General features: G+C 73.9%; 14 protein-coding genes, 1 tRNA gene and 2 pseudogenes. 9 read left to right on the top strand and 8 right to left on the bottom strand.

The features are described 5' to 3' along the window. Positions 1–44: 44 nt before the first annotated feature. Together AC0VYN_RS20540 and AC0VYN_RS20535 are read left to right on the top strand one after the other, a co-directional pair. Positions 45–2,060: an FAD-dependent oxidoreductase gene (locus AC0VYN_RS20540; RefSeq protein WP_475532131.1), complete on the top strand. Its 2,016-nt coding sequence runs from the start codon at positions 45–47 to the stop codon at positions 2,058–2,060. 42 nt (positions 2,061–2,102) lie between these two features. After that, a complete protein-coding gene (locus tag AC0VYN_RS20535; RefSeq protein WP_451689927.1) occupies positions 2,103–2,654 on the top strand; it encodes a PadR family transcriptional regulator in 552 nt (183 codons plus the stop codon). 16 nt (positions 2,655–2,670) lie between these two features. Here the strand turns inward: AC0VYN_RS20535 and AC0VYN_RS20530 are convergent, their stop codons facing one another. Both AC0VYN_RS20530 and AC0VYN_RS20525 read right to left on the bottom strand, forming a co-directional pair. Continuing rightward, positions 2,671–3,222 (bottom strand): hypothetical protein, encoded by a 552-nt coding sequence (locus tag AC0VYN_RS20530; RefSeq protein WP_475532130.1) that lies wholly within the window; start codon positions 3,220–3,222, stop codon positions 2,671–2,673. 162 nt (positions 3,223–3,384) lie between these two features. Further along, positions 3,385–4,395, bottom strand: a complete 1,011-nt coding sequence (locus tag AC0VYN_RS20525; protein WP_475532129.1) for a fibronectin type III domain-containing protein — start codon at positions 4,393–4,395, stop codon at positions 3,385–3,387. 362 nt (positions 4,396–4,757) lie between these two features. On the opposite strand from AC0VYN_RS20525, the gene AC0VYN_RS20520 reads away from it, so the two are divergent. Then, positions 4,758–5,606, top strand: a complete 849-nt coding sequence (locus AC0VYN_RS20520; protein WP_475532128.1) for a glycoside hydrolase family 75 protein — start codon at positions 4,758–4,760, stop codon at positions 5,604–5,606. Between the two features lie 33 nt (positions 5,607–5,639). Here AC0VYN_RS20520 and AC0VYN_RS20515 read toward each other — a convergent pair whose 3' ends face one another. The 3 genes from AC0VYN_RS20515 to dhaK are packed head-to-tail and all read right to left on the bottom strand — an operon-like array spanning position 5,640 to position 7,684. Continuing rightward, the gene (locus AC0VYN_RS20515) at positions 5,640–6,050 is read right to left on the bottom strand and encodes a PTS-dependent dihydroxyacetone kinase phosphotransferase subunit DhaM (protein WP_475532127.1); all 411 of its coding nucleotides are present in this window, start codon (positions 6,048–6,050) and stop codon (positions 5,640–5,642) included. Next, positions 6,043–6,642 (bottom strand): dihydroxyacetone kinase subunit DhaL, encoded by a 600-nt coding sequence (dhaL, locus tag AC0VYN_RS20510; RefSeq protein ID WP_475532126.1) that lies wholly within the window; start codon positions 6,640–6,642, stop codon positions 6,043–6,045. Before dhaL ends, AC0VYN_RS20515 begins: the two co-directional genes overlap by 8 nt. Before the next feature lie 49 nt (positions 6,643–6,691). After that, the gene (gene dhaK / locus AC0VYN_RS20505; RefSeq protein ID WP_475532125.1) at positions 6,692–7,684 is read right to left on the bottom strand and encodes a dihydroxyacetone kinase subunit DhaK; all 993 of its coding nucleotides are present in this window, start codon (positions 7,682–7,684) and stop codon (positions 6,692–6,694) included. Positions 7,685–7,963: 279 nt separating this feature from the next. Between dhaK and ppk2 the strand changes: the two genes are divergently transcribed. The 3 genes and pseudogenes from ppk2 to AC0VYN_RS20490 all read left to right on the top strand — a co-directional run. After that, positions 7,964–8,944: a polyphosphate kinase 2 gene (gene ppk2 / locus AC0VYN_RS20500; RefSeq protein WP_475536938.1), complete on the top strand. Its 981-nt coding sequence runs from the start codon at positions 7,964–7,966 to the stop codon at positions 8,942–8,944. 209 nt (positions 8,945–9,153) lie between these two features. After that, positions 9,154–9,519, top strand: coding sequence for a gas vesicle protein GvpJ (gene gvpJ / locus AC0VYN_RS20495; protein WP_475532124.1), 366 nt, complete (start codon positions 9,154–9,156; stop codon positions 9,517–9,519). Between the two features lie 172 nt (positions 9,520–9,691). Further along, positions 9,692–10,300, top strand: a pseudogene (locus tag AC0VYN_RS20490) (GyrI-like domain-containing protein); the annotation flags it as partial. A 29-nt stretch (positions 10,301–10,329) separates the two neighbouring features. On the opposite strand, the gene AC0VYN_RS20485 reads toward AC0VYN_RS20490, so the two are convergent. Then, positions 10,330–11,910 (bottom strand): carbohydrate-binding protein, encoded by a 1,581-nt coding sequence (locus tag AC0VYN_RS20485; protein ID WP_475532123.1) that lies wholly within the window; start codon positions 11,908–11,910, stop codon positions 10,330–10,332. Positions 11,911–12,163: 253 nt separating this feature from the next. On the opposite strand from AC0VYN_RS20485, the gene selA reads away from it, so the two are divergent. Together selA and AC0VYN_RS20475 are read left to right on the top strand one after the other, a co-directional pair. After that, positions 12,164–13,534, top strand: a complete 1,371-nt coding sequence (gene selA, locus AC0VYN_RS20480) for an L-seryl-tRNA(Sec) selenium transferase (protein WP_475532122.1) — start codon at positions 12,164–12,166, stop codon at positions 13,532–13,534. A 5-nt stretch (positions 13,535–13,539) separates the two neighbouring features. After that, a pseudogene (locus AC0VYN_RS20475) lies at positions 13,540–15,231 on the top strand (GTP-binding protein); the annotation flags it as partial. Positions 15,232–15,323: 92 nt separating this feature from the next. Here the strand turns inward: AC0VYN_RS20475 and AC0VYN_RS20470 are convergent. Then, positions 15,324–15,416, bottom strand: a tRNA-Sec gene (locus AC0VYN_RS20470). 110 nt (positions 15,417–15,526) lie between these two features. Here AC0VYN_RS20470 and selD point away from each other — a divergent pair. After that, on the top strand, positions 15,527–16,552 hold the full coding sequence (gene selD / locus AC0VYN_RS20465; RefSeq protein WP_475532121.1) for a selenide, water dikinase SelD: 1,026 nt from the start codon (positions 15,527–15,529) through the stop codon (positions 16,550–16,552). A 25-nt stretch (positions 16,553–16,577) separates the two neighbouring features. Here the strand turns inward: selD and fdh are convergent, their stop codons facing one another. After that, positions 16,578–19,838: a formate dehydrogenase gene (fdh, locus tag AC0VYN_RS20460; RefSeq protein ID WP_475532120.1), complete on the bottom strand. Its 3,261-nt coding sequence runs from the start codon at positions 19,836–19,838 to the stop codon at positions 16,578–16,580. Between the last annotated feature and the right edge of the window lie 7 nt (positions 19,839–19,845).

Below are 19,845 nucleotides of genomic sequence, written 5' to 3'. Positions count from 1 at the left end.
CCGTCCTCTACAACAGAGGCACGACACCGCGCACGGAGGGCCCGATGAGCCGTTACCCCCACCTGCTGAGCCCGCTCGACCTGGGCTTCACCACCTTGCCCAACCGGGTCCTCATGGGCTCCATGCACGTGGGCCTGGAGGAGGCCGAGCGGGGCTTCGAGCGCATGGCCGCCTTCTACGCCGCCCGGGCCCGCGGTGGGGTGGGCCTCATCGTCACCGGCGGCATCGCCCCCAACGACGAGGGCCGGCCCTACGAGGGCGGCGCCAGGCTCACCACCGAGGCGGAGGCCGCGCGGCACCGGGTCGTCACCGAGGCCGTGCACCGTGAGGGCGGCCGGATCGCGATGCAGATCCTGCACTTCGGCCGCTACGCCTACCACGCCGACCTGGTCGCGCCGAGCGCGCTCCAGGCGCCGATCAGCCCGCACGTGCCCCGCGAGCTGACCGACGACGAGGTCGAGCGCACGATCGACGACTACGTGCGCACCGCCCGCCTCGCCCGCGAGGCCGGCTACGACGGCGTCGAGATCATGGGCTCCGAGGGTTACCTGATCAACGAGTTCATCGCCGAGCGCACCAACCGGCGCACCGACCGCTGGGGCGGCTCCTACGAGAACCGCACGCGCTTCCCCGTCGAGATCGTCCGCCGGGTGCGCGCGGCGGTCGGCGAGGACTTCATCGTCGTCTACCGGCTGTCCATGCTCGACCTGGTCCCCGGCGGCTCGACGCTGGAGGAGGTCGTCACGCTCGCCAAGGCCGTCGAGGCCGCCGGAGCGACCATCATCAACACCGGCATCGGCTGGCACGAGGCCCGCATCCCCACCATCGCCACCTCCGTGCCGCGCGGCGCGTACACCTGGGTGACCAAGCGGCTGATGGGCGAGGTGTCGGTGCCACTGGTCACCACCAACCGCATCAACACCCCCGAGGTGGCCGAGCGGTTGCTCGCCGAGGGCACCGCGGACATGGTGTCGATGGCCCGCCCGATGCTCGCCGACCCCGACTTCGTCGCCAAGGCCGAGGCCGGCCGGCCCGAGGCCATCAACACCTGCATCGGCTGCAACCAGGCCTGCCTGGACCACACGTTCAGCGGGCAGATCACCTCCTGCCTGGTCAACCCGCGCGCCTGCCACGAGACCGAGCTGGTCCTCTCCCCGACCCGGCGGCGCAAGCGCGTCGCGGTCGTCGGCGCCGGACCCGCCGGGCTGGCCTGTGCCGTGAGCGCGGCCGAACGCGGCCACGAGGTCACCCTGTTCGACGCCGCGAGCGAGATCGGCGGGCAGCTGAACGTCGCCCGCAAGGTCCCCGGCAAGCAGGAGTTCGACGAGACGCTGCGCTACTTCCGTACCCAGCTCGACGCGCACGGGGTCGACGTACGGCTGAACACCCGCGTCGGAGTCGACGACCTCACCGGCCACGACGAGGTCGTCGTCGCCACCGGCGTCACCCCGCGCACGCCGGACATCCCCGGCGTCGACCACCCCTCCGTCGTCGGCTACCTGGACGTCCTGCGCGACGGCGCCCCCGTCGGCGACCGGGTCGCGATCCTCGGCGCCGGTGGCATCGGCTTCGACGTCGCCGAGTTCCTCACCGACGGCGGCGACAAGGCGCACGAGGACCCCGAGACGTACTTCCGCCTGTGGGGCGTCGACACCGAGTACCGCGCGCCCGGCGGCCTCGCCGCACCCGAGCGCCCGGCCCCGCCGCGCACCGTCCACCTGCTCCAGCGCAAGACCTCCAAGGTCGGCGCCGGACTCGGCAGGACCACCGGCTGGATCCACCGCACCGAGCTCAGGCACCGCGGCGTCACCATGGTCCCGGGCGTCCGCTACGACCGCATCGACGACGCCGGCCTGCACGTCACGATCGGCGACGAGTCCACGGTGCTCGAGGTCGACACGGTCGTCCTGTGCACCGGACAGGAGCCGCGCCGCGGCCTGTACGAGGAGCTGGTCGCCGCCGGGCGCAGCGCCCATCTCATCGGCGGCGCCGACGTGGCCGCCGAACTGGACGCCAAGCGCGCCATCAAGCAGGGCACCGAGGTGGCGGCGGCGCTGTAGGAGGCGCGGGGGAGCGGCGTGGGCCGTCCCTAGGATGAGCCCATGTCACTCCCGCACGCGATCCTCACCGCCCTGGTCGAAAAGCCGTCGTCGGGGCTGGAGCTGACCCGCCGGTTCGACAAGTCGATCGGCTACTTCTGGTCGGCGACGCACCAGCAGATCTATCGCGAGCTGGGAAAGCTGGAGGCCCAGGGGCTGATCCGCGCACTGCCCGCGCAGGCACCCGCGCGCGGACAGAAGAAGAGCTACGAGGTCCTGCCCGCGGGCCGGGACGAACTGGCCCGGTGGACCGCCGCCCCGCAGGACCCGCGCCCCCTGCGGGACACCATGCTGCTGCGGCTGCGGGCCGCCGCCGTGGTCGGCACCAGCGGCATCGAGGCGGACCTGCGTCGCCATCTGGAGCTGCACGAGAGGCAGTTGTCGGAGTACGAGGAGATCGAGAAGCGTGACTTCCCGCCCGGGAAGGACAGCGCCGAGGACCGGCTGCGGCACCTGGTGCTGCGCGCCGGCATCGACCTCGAGACCTTCTGGACCCAGTGGCTCCGGCACGCGCTGGCGGAACTGACCGGACTGCCGGGCGACGGCCCGTCCTGACGCCCGCCGGACGCGCTCAGAACCGGTACGGCTTCGAGCGGCGGCGCAGGAACCAGGCCGCCGCGATGACCCCGCTCCCCACCAGTGCGCCGCCCGCCACCAGGGTGGCCGTGCCGTAGTCCTGGACGGCCCCGCCGAGACCGCCGAGGACTCCGCGCGAGGCGGACGGCGAGGGGGAGGCGGACCGGCCGGGGGAGGTGGAGGGCGAGGGCGCCGAGGACACGATGACCGTCTGGGTGCCGGCGGTGCTGTTGTTCGAGCACACCACGACGACCGTGTAGGTGCCCGGTGCGATGCCCGACCACGCGGCGGACTGGCCCGCGGCGCTCCCCGACAGCGCGACCTGACGGCCCTCGGCGAAGCTGCTCTGGCCGCCGGTGAGCAGCGAGGCCGTGCCCCAGCTTCCGTTCAGCTGTGCGCAGGCGGTGGTCGTGACCGAGACCGTGCTCCCGGTGGTGCTCACCGAGATCCCCGGACCCGCGGCGGCCGGCCCGGTGGCCAGGGCGACGGGCACCGCGGCGGCCGCGACGGTCAGGCCGGAGCGGAGAAGTGGTGACGGGATGCGCATGTGGACTGCCCTCCGGCGGCACGGTCGGGACATGCCTTGCGCCGCCCGATCGGATCGCCCGTGCCCCTCAGAGGCAGCCAACAGTGCGGCGGCCGGGCCCGCATGCGGAACGGGACCGGCCAGGTGACGCGCCCGCCGGCCGTGCGGGCGGCCGGCGGGACGTCACCGCTGCCCGCCCGTCGTCACCGTCCGCTCCGCCGAGAAACCGCCCCAGGTGCCGTCGGGCAGCCTGGCGCGGAGCCGCACCCGGTGCGAGACGCCGGCCTCCTGCCCGGCGTAGAAGCTGTACTCGGCCCGGTCGCGCGGCGCGTCGCCGCCGTACACGAGCGAGGTGGCCCGGCTGCCGTCCAGGTGGATCTCGTACTCGGTGACCACACCGTCCGTCCGCGGCGGCACCCAGTCGAGGTCGATGTAGTAGGCCCCGTCGGCGCGGTGGGTCGCCGCGCGCAGGCCGGTGGGCGCGGTGGCGCGGCCGTCGTCCGAGCCCGGGGTGGTGAGGCGGACCGCGGCACTGGCGGGGGAGACGTTGTCGGCGGCGTCCCGCGCCCGGACGGTGAACGCGTAGCGGGTGGCCGGGCGCAGTCCGGTGACGACGGCCGCGGTCTGGGCGCCGCCGACGCTGTGGACCTTCGCGCCGCCCTGGTAGACGTCGTACGAGACGACGCCCCGGTCGTCCGTCGCGGCGGACCAGGTGAGCTGGACCGCCCGGCTGCCCGCCGCCCGGCCGTGCGCACCCGTCGGAGCCGTGGGAGCGGTGCGGTCTGCCGCCGCGGCCGCCGGGGTCGTCGCCCGGACCTCCGCGCTGCTCGGCCCGAGCCGCCCGCCGGCGTCGCGCGCCCGCACGGTGAAGACGTAGGCGGTCGACGGGCGGAGCCGGGTGACGTCGGTCATGCGGTCGGCGGCCGGCACCTCCTTCACCTTGGTGGTGCCGCGATATACCTCGTACGCCTCGGCCTCGCCGACGGCGTTCCACATCACGTGCACGCTCGTCGCGCTGCCCGCCGCGGCGGTGACGCCCGTCGGCGCCCCGGGCGGACGGCCGCCCCCGCTGTCTCCGCCCGTGCCCCAGCCGCAGGACGAGACGAGCGCGAGGGCGCCGCAGAGCAGGACACCGCGGCGCAGAGCGGAGCCGCGCGGGACGTGGTGGACGGCGGGAACGGGAACGCCTCGCACGGCTCTGCCTCCCGGGGCGGCCAGACGGCAATGGTCCGGACCAATATGCCGCTGTGACGCGATCACATCAAGGGGGTGGTCCTGAGCGATCACCCGGAGGGGTTACGTATCCTGAACCCACTGACGGCCCGACTGCCCGCGAGGACACGGGAGTTGCGGCCGGCGGCGCGGGCCGCTGTCGTCGCTGATCCCGCGCCGGCACGGGCGGCCGGGCGGGCCGTGACCGGTACCGGAGCCGGCCCGCCCGCCGCCCGACGCATCCCGGGTGTGCACCGTCTGGCCCTGTCCTGGTGGTCCGCGCGCCCGATCCGGGGACAGATGGGGCCGAGTGTCCGTCCATGTCCCCCAGGAGAGGCCCCAACGTGCGTGTCCAGTCGCTGACACTGGTCGCGGCCAGCGCCGCCCTGCTCGCCCCCACGGCGTTCCCCGCCGCACCCCTGCCGTCCCGGCCGGGGCCGCACTCGCAGACCCGGCTCACGCCGGAGGCCGGCCCCCGTCCCCGGGCGGCGTCCGTGCCCGAGGTTCTCTCCCGCCTCAGGCCGGAGCGCGGGGCCGGCTCCCGCTCCGGGGTCCGGCCGGTACCGCGCCGCGACGCCGGTCCCCGGCCGGCGGACGGCGCGTCCGAGGAGCCCGTCCGCGCCGCCGACCTGCTGGCCAGGACCCGGGACTGCACGCCCGTCTCCCGCGGCCGCTACCGCAGCGACGCGGGCACCCCGGCGGACATCCCGGTCTGCGGCACCCGGGACGTTGTGTTCTGGCAGGCCGACCTGGACATCGACTGCGACGGCCGGCGCGGCAGGCACTGCAACGCCCGCACCGACCCGCACTTCACCGACGCCACGGCCTGGACCCGGTCCGACGGCGGCCCGCTGGACGCGGAGAAGCTGCCCTACGTCGTCGTGCCCCAGCCCAGCGGCATCTGGGACCACCGGGCGGACGGGGTGCAGGGCGGCTCGGTCGTGGCGCTCGTCCACGGGGACCGGGTGGGCTACGCGGTCGTCGGCGACGTCGGCCCGCGCGACATCATCGGCGAGGCGTCCTACGCGGCCGCCGAGGCCCTCGGCGTGCCCGCCGACCCGAGCACCGGCGGCGTCGCCTCCGGGGTGACGTACATCGTCTTCAAGGACACCGGGACCAGACCCGTCGAGGACACGGCCGCCACCCGGCGGACGGGGGAGCGGCTGGCCCGCCACTTCGTCGACGGAGACTGAGCGGCCGGGGCGACGACCGCCCGCCCCGGCGCGCTACGCCTTCCGGTAGGAGTACGCCTCCGCGGCCGCCGCCTCCACCGCCGCGACGTCCGCGCCCGTCGCCGCCGTCACGACCGCGGCCACCGCGCCCTCGACGAAGGGGGCGTCCACCAAGCGGGTGTTGTCCGGCAGCTCGTCCCCCTCGGCCAGCAGGGCCTTGACGGTGAGCACCGCGCTGCCCAGATCGGCCAGCACGGCGACGCCCGCACCCCGGTCCACGGACGCGGCGGCGGCGGACACCAGCTCGGAACTGGTACCGAACCCGCCGGCCGCGGTGCCGCCCGCCGGCGCCACCGGCACCGCCACGCCACCGCCCGACAACGCCTTCGCCAGCTCGGCCACCGACGCGGCGACCTCGGCGCTGTGCGACACCAGCACGATCCCGACCAGCCTCTCGTCACTCACCGGACGCCTCCTGAAGTCCCGCGATCAGCAGCGCCGCCGACGTGGCACCGGGATCCTGGTGCCCGATGCTGCGCTCGCCCAGATAACTCGCCCTGCCCTTGCGCGCCAGCATGGGAGTGGTCGCCACGGCACCCTCCTCGGCGGCGGCGGTGGCCGCGGCGAAGGAGTCACCGAGTGCCTCCGCGGCCGGCACCAGGGCATCGATCATCGTCTTGTCGCCCGGCGCCGCGCCTCCGAGGGCCCGGACCGCGTCCACCCCCGTCCGCAGCGCCTCGGCCAGCTGCTCCGTGCTCACCTCGGCGGCGTCGCCGAGCGCCTTGCCGGTGCGGCGCAGCAGCGTGCCGTACAGGGGCCCCGAGGCGCCGCCGACCGTCGAGATGAGCTGCCGCCCGGCGAGCGTCAGGACCGCACCGGGCGTGCCGGGGGCCTCCTTCTCCAGCGTGGCCGTCACGGCCCTGAACCCGCGTTGCAGATTGCTGCCGTGGTCGGCGTCGCCGATGGGCGAGTCGAGGGCGGTGAGCCGCTCCGCCTCGCGGTCGACCGACGCGGCGGTCGCCGTCATCCAGCGGCGGAAGAAGTCGGCGTCGAGCACTGGGTCTCCTTGCCTCGTAGGTACGTGAGGATCCTTTCCCCGTCCACCGTCACATGCCCCACCTCAGCCCGGGCGTGCTCACCGGCGCGTCCCACAGCCCGAGCAGCTCCTCGTCGATCTCGCACAGGGTGACCGAGGCACCCGCCATGTCGAGGGACGTCACGTAGTTGCCGACGAGGGTACGGGCGACGGCGACGCCGCGCTCGGCGAGCACCCGCTGCACCTCGGCGTTGAAGCCGTACAGCTCCAGCAGCGGCGTCGCGCCCATGCCGTTGACGAGGACCAGCACGGGACCGCGGGGGGCGAGGTCGGTCAGGACCGCCTCCACGGCGGCCTGGGCGATCTCGCCCGAGGTCATCATCGGCCGCCGCTCCCGGCCGGGCTCGCCGTGGATGCCGATGCCGAGCTCCAGCTCACCGGCGGGCAGGTCGAAGGTGGGGCTGCCCTTGGCCGGCGTGGTGCAGGCACTGAGCGCGACGCCGAAACTCCGGGAGGACTCGTTGACCCGGCGGGCGATCTCCTCCACCTGCTCCAGCGGACGGCCCTCCTGTGCCGCGGCGCCCGCGATCTTCTCCACGAACAGCGTGGCGCCCGTGCCGCGCCGCCCCGCCGTGTACAGGCTGTCCGTCACCGCCACATCGTCGTTGACCAGCACCTTCGCGACCCGGATGCCCTCGTCCTCGGCCAGCTCGGCGGCCATGTCGAAGTTGAGCACGTCACCGGTGTAGTTCTTCACGACGAACAGCACCCCGGCCCCGCTGTCCACGGCAGTCGCGGCACGCACCATCTGGTCGGGGACCGGCGAGGTGAACACCTCGCCCGGACAGGCCGCCGACAGCATCCCCGGGCCCACGAACCCGCCGTGCAGCGGCTCGTGCCCCGACCCGCCGCCGGACACCAGGGCGACCTTCCCGTCCACGGGGGCGTCCCGCCGCACGATCACCCGGTTCTCGACATCCACGGTCAGCTCGGGATGGGCGGCGGCCATACCCCGCAGCGCGTCCGCGACAACGGTCTCGTGGACGTTGATGAGCATCTTCACGGGTACCTCCTGGGAAGTCTTCGTGCTGGTCGGAGCGGTCACGGACAGTCGTGCTCCCGGCGCGCGCGACGGTGGGAACGGATTCCGGCGGTCGGACGGACGGGCGGGTCCCGGCTGGGGTGCCGCTCTCGGCAGTATCGGTCTTGCGGCAGCGAAGGTCACGCGCGGGAACGCCATGGGCGCGCCCCGGCCGCCGGGCCGGCGCCACGGTTCGCAGGCGTCCTGCGGGGCACTGGGGCTGTGAGCAGAGAGGGCGGTGCGGTGGCGAACGACGGCAAGGTGAGCACGGGGACCGGCGGGTCCGATGACGGTACGGCGGAGTCGGAACTGCTGGACGGGCTGCGCGTGGACGACCGGCGGCCGGAGCGGCCGCTCCTGCTGAACGCCGACGGCAGTCCCGTCGAGACGTGGCGGGAGAACTACCCCTACGACCGCAAGATGCGAAGGAGCGAGTACGAGCGGACCAAGCGCGTGCTCCAGATCGAACTGCTGAAGATGCAGCGCTGGGTGAAGGAGACCGGACGGCGTGTCGTCGTGGTGTGCGAGGGCCGGGACGCGGCCGGCAAGGGCGGCACCATCCAGCGCTTCACCGAACGCCTGAACCCCCGCGGCGCCAGGGTGGTCGCCCTGGAGAAGCCCACCGAGCGCGAGGCCGGGCAGTGGTACTTCCAGCGGTACGTCTCCCATCTGCCGGCCCGCGGGGAGATCGTCTTCTTCGACCGCTCCTGGTACAACCGGGCCGGCGTGGAACGCGTCATGAACTTCTGCACGGACGCCGAGTACCGGCACTTCCTGGCTCAGGCGCCGATGTTCGAGCAACTGCTGACCGACGACGGCGTCATGCTGATCAAGTTCTGGTTCTCCGTCTCCCGCGCCGAGCAGCGCACCCGGTTCGCCATCCGGCAGGTCGACCCGGTGCGCCGCTGGAAGCTCTCACCGACCGACCTGGCCTCGCTGGACCGCTGGGACGACTACACGGCCGCCAAGGTCGACATGTTCCGCGCCACGGACACCGTGCACGCGCCGTGGACGGTGGTGCAGAACAACGACAAGCGCCGCGGACGGCTCGAGGCCATGCGGAGCCTGCTCTACCGCTGCGACTACCCGGCCAAGGACCTGGACGTCGTCGGCAAGCCCGATCCGCTGATCGTCGGTGCGGCGGACACCCTGCTGGAGCCCGGCGAGGAGCAGACGGCCCTGTCCCCGACCCCGCTCACCGGCCACGGAGACGGCCCGGGACTGCATCCGGAGCAGAACTGAGTCGGGCCGGTCCCGATGGGCACTCCGCCCGGACCCGGACACCTGTTTGACCGGCGGGGCAACGGTTATCCGCATGGGGGACGCTGCCCGCCGGGCAGCCGAGAGCCGTGGGGCGCCCGCGGCCGCGGCCGCCTCCCGCGCGCGGCGGACCGGGAGGCCGGCAGGCCGCCGAGGCGGACCCCCACCATCTGGGGAAGGGACTGGTCGCGGTGACCACAGTGGCGCGGCAGGGCGGCGGGGGCGGCTCCAGCGGCCTCTACGACGTGCTGGAACTGATTCTCGACCGGGGTCTGGTGATCGACGCCTTCGTACGGGTCTCCCTCGTCGGCATCGAGATCCTGAAGATCGACATACGCATCGTGGTGGCCAGCGTCGACACCTACCTGCGCTTCGCCGAGGCCTGCAACCGCCTCGACCTGGAGTCGGGACCGCGCAAGCCGGCCGGGCTGGCGGAGTTGCCGGGCCGCATGAAGGAGTCGGGAGCCCACGGCGCGACCAAGGGCATCCTGTCCGGGGCCGCGGAGACCATCTCGGACGCCTTCCAGCAGGCCCGCAAGGAGCGCGGCACGCGGTGACGCCCGGCACTCCCAGCCGGCCCCCCGCCCCCGGCCGGCACGGGCGCCGCCGCTCCCTCGCCACCCCGCCCCTCCCCGCACCCCCGGCTCCACCGACCCGACCGGACCGGGCACAGGATGTCGGGTCCGCCCCCGCGCGCGCTCCGTAGCGTGAGCGGTCCAAAGGGAAGGAGCGCGGGCGTTCCGCGCCATGCACGGTGTCGGACCCGGCGAGGCCCGGCGGACCGGTGCGGCGCTGCGCTCCCAGCCCCGGATGTCCTTCCGGATCGTCGTCGAAGGGAGCAGCAGCATGCGGTACCGGATCCTGGACAAGAAGGAGTTCCGGGTCGTCGGCAGGAAGACCCGGGTGCCCCTGGTCCACGAGGGGGTCAATCCGGCGATCGCCGAGTTCGTCCGGGGCGTCGGCCCCGAGACGCTGCGGCGCCTGGAGGAACTGTCCGACCAGGAACCGGAGGGCGTCGTGGGGGTGAGCGACCAGCTCGACCCGAGCCGGGCCGAGGGCACGGAACTCGACTACTACCACGCGGTGGTGACCGGGGCCGAGGCCCCCGGGGACATGGACGTCCTCGAGGTGCCCGCGGGGACGTGGGCGGTCTTCGACAGCTCCGGCCCGTTCCCGCTGGCCCTCCAGTACCTGTGGCGCGACGTGTACACGCAGTGGTTCCCCTCGAACCCGTACCGGAGCAGGCCGGGCCCCGAGATCCTCCGTGTCCGTGTGTCCGGGGACGGGACCCGGGCGGAGGCGGAGGTGTGGATCCCGGTGGAGCGGACCGCCGGCTGAGCGGGCGCCCGGCCGGCGGCCCGGGTCGGTCAGGGTGCCACCGCGGTGCCGCCGAAGGTCACGACGAGGCGGCCGTCCGAGGCGAAGGACCACTTCAGGGCACCGCTGTAGGCGGAGCACCGGGAGCCGTTCGAGCCGGTCCAGAACTGGTTCGTGCCGTCGGCGTCGCCCACGGTCTTGTCGTTCGAACCGTCGTCGCCGCGGCACGAGGTGTTGCCGCGGAACACCGATGTGCCCTTGTCGAACGAGAAGTTGCGCTGGGCGTTGTCGACGCTGACGTTGTCCGACACCGTCATCGAACCCGGGTTGCTGTTGTAGGTGAACCCGTGCTTGCCGTTGGCGTAGGCGATGCTGCGCCGGACGACGTGGTCGACCTCGATGTCCTCGCCGCCGAGCTTGTAGCCGTTGCGGTCACCGCTGGAGTTCTGGGTGCCGTCGGAGAGGGTGCCGTTCCTGTAGGCGAGGGAGTCCTCGATGGTCACCGGGCCGATGGGGCCGGTGTCCGTCTTGGTGTAGAGGTCCCAGCCGTCGTCGATGTTGTTGTGGGACACGGCGTAGCGGAAGACGTTGCCCGGCCCGACGGTGAGCTTCGCGGCGAAGCCGTCGGCGTCCTCGCCGTCGGAGTCGGCGTTGTCGTGCGACTCCGCGCTCAGGATCAGGTTGTTCGACGGCCACTGGTCGCGGGGCGTCGTGGAGGCCGTCCGGGAGAGCTGGAGGCCGGTGTCGCGGTTGAAGCGGGTGACGGTGCGCTCGATGACGTTGCCGCTGCCGCCGACGAAGATGCCGTTGTCCCCGGCGTGTTCGACGACGAGGCCCTTGATGTGCCAGTACGAGGCGTTCAGGGCGAGGCCGCGGTTGGCCGGGTCCTCGCTCTGCGCGGAGAAGTTCAGCACCGGGGTCTCGCCCGGGTAGGCGGACAGTTCCGTGCGGTCGGCGGAGGTGCCGTCGTCACCCTGCGGGATGGTGACGGTCTGTGCGTAGCGGTAGGTCCCGCCGCGCAGGTGGATCGTGCCGCCGGGGGCGACGCGGCCGATCGCGGCGGTGAGCGTCGTGGGGTCGGACAGCGTGCCGGCCGCGCCGTCGCTGCCGGTGGGCGACACGTACAGCGCGGAACCGGCCGGCGGCGGTGTCGTGTCGTCGCCCGCCACCTCGGCGTCGAGGTAGTCGACGTTGGGCAGGCCGGCGGAGGTGGTGGGGCTGAGCCGTACGGTGTTGCCGCCCGCCCTCACCGGCACGGTGAGCGTCTTCGTCGTCCACGCCGTCCAGGTGCCGGTGGTCTCGAAGGCGGCCGAGGTGACGGTGGTGCCGTTCACGATGATGTCCGCGGCCCGTGATCCGGTGGTGCCGTTGGCGAAGCGGACCTTCAGCGTCGCCGTGCCCGCGGCGGCGGCGTCGACCGTGAACTGGGCGTAGGCGCCGGTCTTGTTGGTGCCGTTGCAGAATCCGCTGCCGGAGTAGCCGGTCCAGTCGGAGTCGATGGTGCCGGTACAGACCGCCGGGGAGTTCTCGGCCTCCTGGCGGACGGACGCGGCCTGCGCCGTGGGTCCGGACAGGGCGACGAGGGTGCCGGCCAGCAGGCCGGCGCATGCGGCCAGGGGTCTCACGTGCATCGTGTCTCCAGGTGGGTCGGGGCACACCAGGACTCGGTGAGCGGGAACAGTGGGGGGAAAGCGCTTTCAAGCGGGACCGTAAAGGGCTTGCCGTGAACGCGTCAATGGATGTGTACATGATTCCTGTTCATCATCATGAACGCCGAGGGGGGCGTCGCAACGTCCCGGCGTGTCGTGTCGTCCCCGCTGGGCGCTGAGGGACGATGGAGGTTCCCCGGGCAGACACACGGGACCGGCCGGACAGGGAGGGCACGTGGACCAGCGGGCCGTACGGGAGGCAGCCGCGCCGGGACGCGGGCCGGCCCCGGCCCGCACGCGGGGCGGCGGGGCGACGGACGCCCGGCGGCGCATCCCCCGCACCGACGCCGTGCTGCGGGACCCGAGGATCGCGGAGGCGGTGCGCCGGCTCGGCCCCGAGGCGGTGGGATCTGCCGTCCGGCAGGCCCAGGAGCAGGCCAGGGCGGGAACGGTCCCGCCCGAGGAGGTGACGGACACGGCCCTCGGACTCCTGCCGCCCACGGCCGGCGGACTGCGGCCGGTGATCAACGCGACCGGGGTGCTGCTGCACACCAACCTCGGCCGTGCCCCGCTGTCCGAGGCGGCCCTCCGCGCGGTGCGGGACGCCGCCGGTCCGACGGACGTGGAACTCGACCTGTGCACCGGCGTACGCGCCCGCCGGGGACGCACCGCCCTCGCCGCGCTGCGGGCCCGGGTGCCCTCGGCCGGTGCCGCGCACGTCGTCAATAACGGTGCCGCCGCGCTGGTGCTGGCGGCGACCGCGCTCGCCGCGGGCCGCGAGATCGTCATCAGCCGGGGGGAGATGGTGGAGATCGGCGACGGCTTCCGCCTGCCCGACCTGCTGGTGTCGACCGGCGCCCGGCTGCGCGAGGTCGGCACCACCAACCGCACCTCCGTCGACGACTACGCCGACGCCCTCGGCCCGGAGACGGGCTTCGTCCTGAAGGTGCACCCCTCGAACTTCCGCATCAGCGGATTCACCCGCGCCGCCGGCACCGCCGAACTGGCCGCGCTGGGCGTCCCGGTCGTCGTCGACGTCGGCTCCGGACTGCTCGCGCCCCACCCGGTGCTGCCCGAGGAACCGGACGCCGAGAGCCACCTGCGGGCCGGTGCCTCCCTGGTGACGGCCAGCGGCGACAAACTGCTCGGCGGGCCCCAGTGCGGACTGCTGCTCGGCGACGACGACCTCGTGCGGACGGTGTCCCGGCATCCCCTCGCCCGTGCTCTGCGGGTGGACAAGCTGACCCTGGCCGCGCTGCAGGCCACCCTGACCGGACCCGCCACCCCGACCGCCGACGCCCTCGCCGCCGACCCGGCGCGGCTCGCGCGGCGCGCCGAGCGGCTGGCCGCCGCCCTGGGCGCCGACGGGGTCGACGCGCGGGCCGTGCCGAGCGACGCGACGGTGGGCGGCGGCGGGGCCCCCGGTGTGACGCTGCCCAGCGCCGCGCTGTCCCTGCCCGAGGCGTACGCCGCCGCGCTGCGCACCGGGCGGACCCCCGTGGTCGGGCGGCTGGAAGGCGGCCGCTGCCTGCTCGACCTGCGCGCCGTACCGGCCGAGGACGACGAGCGGCTGGCCGAGGCCGTGCGCGCCGCGGCGGAGAGGTGAGCGCCATGCGGGTGGTGGCCACCGCCGGTCACGTCGACCACGGCAAGTCCGCTCTGGTGCGGGCGCTGACCGGCATGGAGCCCGACCGCCACGAGGAGGAGCGCCGGCGCGGACTCACCCTGGACCTGGGATTCGTCTGGACCCGTACGGAAGACGACGGGGACCTCGCCTTCGTCGACGTGCCCGGACACGAGCGGTTCGTCGCCACCATGCTGGCGGGCGTCGGACCGGTGCCCGCCGTGCTCTTCGTGGTCGCCGCCGACCAGGGCTGGCAGCAGCAGACGCAGGAACACCTCGCGATCATCGACGCCCTCGGCGTACGGCACGCCGTCCTGGCGGTGACCCGCAGCGACCTCGCCGACCCCGGACCCGCACGGGCCGACGCTGTCGAACGCCTCGCCGCCACCTCGCTCGGCAAGGTGCCTGCTGTCGCGGTGAGTTCGGTCACCGGTACCGGACTCGACGAGCTGCGCGGCGAGCTGGGGCGGATGGCCCGTTCGCTGCCCGTCCCGCCGGCCGACGCGGACGTCAGGCTGTGGCTGGACCGGGCCTTCACGGTCCGCGGACGCGGCACGGTGGTGACGGGCACGCTCGGGGCGGGCACCCTGCGCGTCGGCGACCGGCTGCTCACGGGGGACGGCACGGGGGAGCTGCGGGTGCGCGGGCTGCAGTGCCTGCACGAGGAACGCACCGCCGTGAGCGGAGTGGCCCGCGTGGCCGTCGACGTGCACGGGGCCGCCGAGGCCGGCCTGCGCCGGGGCCAGGTCCTGCTGTCACCGGACCGCTGGCTGCTCACCGCGCTGACCGACGTCCGCGTCACCGGGGAACCGGTCGCCGAACTGCCCCGGAACCCGACCCTGCACATCGGGACGGCCGCGGTGCCGGTGACCGTCCGCCCGCTGGGCGCCGACACCGCGAGGCTGACGCTGAGCCGCCCGCTGCCCCTGCGCGTCGGCGACCGCGCCGTCCTGCGCGAACCGGGCGGCACCCGCGTCCCCTGCGCGGTGACCGTCCTCGACGTGCGTCCGCCACCGCTGACCCGGCGGGGCGCCGGCCGCGCCCGCGCCGAGGAGCTGGCCGCGACGACCGGATGCCCGGACGGCGCGGCCGAGCTCCGGCGGCGCCGGCTCGTCCGGCGTGCGGAACTGCTCGCGATGGGAGTGCCCCCGCCCGCCGAGCCCGTCGCCGGGGACTGGCTGGCCGACGCCGGCCACTGGGCACGGCTGCGCGCGCGCCTCGCCGAGGAGGTCGAGCGGCACGCCCGGCAGCACCCGATGGAGCCGGGGCTGCCCGCCGAGGCCGCGCGCCGCCTGCTCGGCCTGCCCGACCGGACGCTGATCGACGCCCTCGCCCGGACCCCCGGACGCCCCGAAGTCCACTACAGGAACGGGAGGTTGTACGGGTCCGCCACCGGGCCCACCGTGCCGCCGGGCCTGCGCGACGCCGTCGACGCCGTACGCCGGGACCTGGCCCGCGCGCCCTTCCGAGCGCCCGAGGCGGACCGGCTGGGCGAACTCGGCCTCACCCGCAAGGCGCTGGCCGCGGCCGTCACCGCCGGGGCGCTCCTGCGGGTCGGCGACACCGTGCTGCTGCCGGGTGCGGACACCGAGGCCGCCGCGGTATTGGCCCGGCTGCCCCAGCCGTTCACCCTCAGCGAGGCCCGCCGGGCGCTGGACACGACCCGCCGGGTGGCCGTACCGCTGCTGGAGCACCTGGACGCGCGAGGACTGACGGAGCGGGTGGACGACCGGCGCCGGCGCTGCCGGCCGGCCCCCGCGAGCGGCGGGGACGGAGGCGGACGGGAATCGAACCCGCCTGCCCGAGATCCTCGGACACCTCGGTTTTGAAGACCGGGAGGGCCACCAGGCACCCACACGCCTCCACCGCCCGGCCAGGCTACACGGACCCCCGGCCACCGGCCCGGCACCACCGCGGCCCGTCACCCGCCGGGTCCCGTCACCACCGGGTCCCTCACCACCAAGGAGCACCGGCATGACATCGACGCGCGACACCGCCGTCCGCCTGACCCAGTACGCCCACGGCGGCGGCTGCGCCTGCAAGATCCCGCCCGGCGAACTCGAGGACGTACTCGGCCCGCTGGCCCGGACGCGGACCGCCACCGGCGACTTCCCGCTCCTGGTCGGACTGGCCACCGGCGACGACGCGGCCGTCGTCACCCTGCCCGCACCGCCCGGCGGTCCCGCACGGGCCGTGGTGTCCACGGCCGACTTCTTCACCCCGGTCGTCGACGACCCCTACGACTGGGGGCGCATCGCCGCCGCCAACGCGCTCTCCGACGTCTACGCGATGGGCGGCATCCCGGTCCTCGCGGTCAACCTGCTGGCCTGGCCGCGCGGCGTCCTGCCCTTCGAGCTGGCACGCGAGGTGCTGCGCGGCGGCCTGGACGTCGCCGCCGAGGCCGGCTGCCACGTGGGCGGCGGGCACAGCGTCGACGACCCCGAACCCAAGTACGGCATGGCCGTCACCGGCCTGGCCGACCCCGGCCGGCTGCTGCGCAACGACGCCGGCCGGCCCGGCGTACCGCTGTCGCTGACGAAACCGCTCGGCCTGGGGGTGCTGAACAACCGTCACAAGGCGACCGGTGAGCGGTTCGAGCAGGCGGTCGCCACCATGGTCGCCCTCAACCGGGACGCCGCCGCGGCGGCCCTGGACGCCGGAGCGGTCTGCGCCACCGACGTCACCGGTTTCGGTCTCCTCGGCCATCTGCACAAGCTGGCCCGGGCCTCCGGCGTGACCGCCGTGCTCGACACCGCGGCCGTGCCCTTCCTGGACGGCGCCCGGGAGGCGGTGCGGGACGGTTACGTCAGCGGTGGCACCCGGCGCAACCTGGAGTGGGTCGCGCCGTTCACCGACTTCGGGGAGACGGACACCGACACCCGCCTGCTGCTGGCCGACGCCCAGACCTCCGGCGGACTGCTCGTGGCCGGCGAGGTGCCGGGGGCGCCGGTGATCGGCGAACTGGTCGCCCGCGGGCCGCACTCGGTCGTCCTGCGCTGACCGGTGCGCGCCCGCCGGACGCGCGTCACAGCTCCGTGCCGGTGTGCTCGTCGATGCCCGCACGGGCCCGGTACTCCCGCACCAGTTCCGGGGCCGCCGGTCCCCTCGGGCGCCGTCCCGGCCGGATGTCCACGGCGAGCGCCTTGGTCTCCTGGATGTGCGTGTTCGGGTCGAGGGACAGGTGCACCAGCTCGTTGGCCGCGTCGCCCGTGCTGTAGCCGTTCGGGCCCCAGTGGTAGGGCAGCCCCACCTGGTGCAGGGTCCGGCCGTGCACGGTCAGCGGAGCCATGCGGTCGGTGACCAGGACCCGCGCCTCGATCACGCCCCGCGCGCTGACGATCGTCGCCCAGCCGGTGTGCTCCAGGGCGCGTTCGGCGGCCAGCTCGGGGGAGACCTCGCAGAAGAACTCCGGTTGCAGCTCCGCGAGATACGGCTGCCAGCGCGACATGCCGCCCGCTGTGTGGTGCTCGGTGAGCCGGTACGTGGTGGCGACGTACGGGAACACCTCGGTGCCGGGCGCGCCCGCACTCGGCTGGTAGCGGTTGTCGGGGTGAGGTGGCAGCAAGTGCCGTACGGGGTTGCGCTGTTGCCCGTACAGCAGGTTGGGGAAGGGGGAGTCCTGCGGCTCGTAGTGCGCGGGCAGCGGGCCGTCGGTGAGCCCGGTGGGCGCGTACAGCCACGCCTTGCCGTCGGCCTGCATGACGAACGCGTCCGTGCCGGACAGGGCCTCGGGCCCGGTCGCGTCCGGCGGGGGCACGTAGTGGGGCGACTTGCCGGGCGAGAAGTCCGGGACGTCGTGCCCGACCCACTTCTCCTGGCCCTCGTCCCACCACACCAGCGCCTTGCGCTCGCTCCACGGCCTGCCGTCGGGATCGGCCGAGGCGCGGTTGTACAGCACACGGCGGTTGGAGGGCCACGCCCAGCCCCACTCGCTCGCCACCCAGTCCTGCTGCTCACCCGGTTTGCGGCGGGCGGCCTGGTTGACGCCGTCGGCGTGGACACCGCAGTAGATCCAGCAGCCGCACACCGTGGAACCGTCGCCGCTCAGCTGCTCGTAGGAGGACAGGGGTCCGCCGTCGGCGTCGTAGCCGTTGATCTCGGCCAGCACCGCCTCCGCGTCCGGCTCGGACAGCTCACCCTTCACCGGATAGTCCCAGGCCAGGTCGAGCAGCGGCCGGTCCATGGGGTCGGTCGACCCGGCGAGCTTGTGGCGGATGATCCGCCCCAGGTGGTACGTGAACCACAGGTCGCTGCGCGCCTCGCCCGGCGGCGGGACCGCCTGGTGGTGCCACTGCAGCAGCCGCTGGGTGTTGGTGAAGCTGCCGTCCTTCTCGGTGTGGGCGGCGGCCGGGAGGAAGAACACCTCGGTGCCGATGTCCTCCGTGCGCATCTCGCCGGTCTCGATCTCCGGGCCGTCCTTCCACCAGGTCGCCGACTCGATGAGCGAGAAGTCCCGCACCACCAGCCAGTCCAGGTTCGCCATGCCGAGCCGCTGCATCTTGGCGTTGGCCGAGCCGACCGCCGGGTTCTCGCCCATCAGGAAGTAGCCCTTGCAGGTCCCCCGCATCTGCTCCACGACCGTCTCGTACGTGGAGTGGGAGCCCGTCAGCCGCGGCAGGTAGTCGAAGCAGAAGTCGTTCTCGGCCGTCGCCGCGTCGCCCCAGTAGGCCTTCAGGAGGCTCACCAGGTAGGCGCGCATGTTGCCCCAGTAGCCCTTCCGGGCCGCCTCGGCCCGCACGAACGCGTCCAGGTCCTCCCGCTGGTGCGCGTGCGGCATCGGGATGTATCCGGGCAGCAGGTTGAACAGGGTCGGGATGTCCGTGGACCCCTGGATGGAGGCGTGTCCGCGCAGGGCCAGGATGCCGCCGCCCGGCCGGCCGATGTTGCCGAGCAGGGTCTGCAGCACGGAGGCCGCGCGAATGTACTGCACGCCCACCGTGTGCTGCGTCCAGCCGACCGCGTAGGCGAAGGCGGTGGTCCGGTCGCGGCCCGAGTTCTCCGTGACCAGCTCGCACACCTGCCGGAACAGGTCCTGCGGCACCCCGCAGACGCGCTCGACCATGTCGGGTGTGTAGCGGGCGTAGTGCCGCTTCAGCACCTGGAAGACGCAGCGCGGGTGCGTCATGGTCTCGTCCCGTTCGATCTCCCCCTCGCCGATGTCGGCGCCGCCCGAGCCGTGGGACTCGCCGCGCGCCGCCTCCGTGACCGAGGAGCCGCCGCCGGCGCGCTTGCCGTACTGCAGGTCCCGTTCACCGGACGCGGCCTGCATCTCCGTGCCCTCGTACTGCCAGCTGCCGTTGTCGTAGCTGCGGCTGTCGGGGTCGAGGCCGGAGAAGAGGCCGTCGAGGTCCTCGGTGTCGCGGAAGTCCTCGCGCAGCACCACGGGGCCGTTGGTGTAGGCCACCACGTAGTCGCGGAAGTACCCGTCCCGGGAGAGGACGTGGTTGACGATCCCGCCGAGGAAGGCGATGTCCGAGCCCGCGCGCAGCGGCACGTGCACGTCGGCCAGGGCGCTGGTGCGGGTGAACCGCGGGTCGACGTGGACCACCTTCGCGCCGCGTGCCTTGGCCTCCATCACCCACTGGAACCCGACCGGATGGCACTCGGCCATGTTCGAGCCCTGGATGACGATGCAGTCCGAGTTCTGCAGGTCCTGCTGGAAGGTGGTCGCGCCGCCGCGGCCGAACGAGGTTCCCAGACCGGGAACGGTGGAGGAGTGTCAAACACGCGCCTGATTCTCGATCTGCACCGCACCCAGCGCGGTGAACAGCTTCTTGATCAGGTAGTTCTCCTCGTTGTCCAGGGTCGCCCCGCCGAGGCTCGCGATGCCCAGGGTGCGGCGGGTACGGGTCTCGTCGACCTCCCACTGCCAGCCCGCGCGCCGTGCCTCGATCACCCGGTCGGCGATCATGTCCATCGCCGTGTCCAGGTCCAGGCGCTCCCAGTCGGTGCCGTGCGGGCGCCGGTACAGGACGTGGTGCTCGCGGGCACCGCCGGTCGTGAGCTGGAGGCTGGCCGAGCCCTTGGGGCACAGCCGGCCGCGCGAGATCGGGGAGTCGGGGTCGCCCTCGATCTGGGTGACGCGCCCGTCCTCGACGTACACGTTCTGGCCGCAGCCCACGGCGCAGTACGGGCAGACGGACTTGACCACCCGGTCGGCCGAGGCCACCCGGGGAGTGAGCCGTGCCGTGGCCGCGCTCCTGGCGGCGGCTCCGCGGCCCAGGGGATCGGTTCCCTTGAGCTGGCGGTAGACCGGCCAGGAGTCGATCCAGGTCCGCACGCCCATGCCGTCC

Source organism: Streptomyces sp. 63XJN7_1_ISO-PGPR-S23-121, from assembly GCF_056173025.1.
The sequence above is the reverse complement of the archived record's forward strand: the minus strand, read 5'-3'. Positions and strand labels throughout refer to the sequence as shown.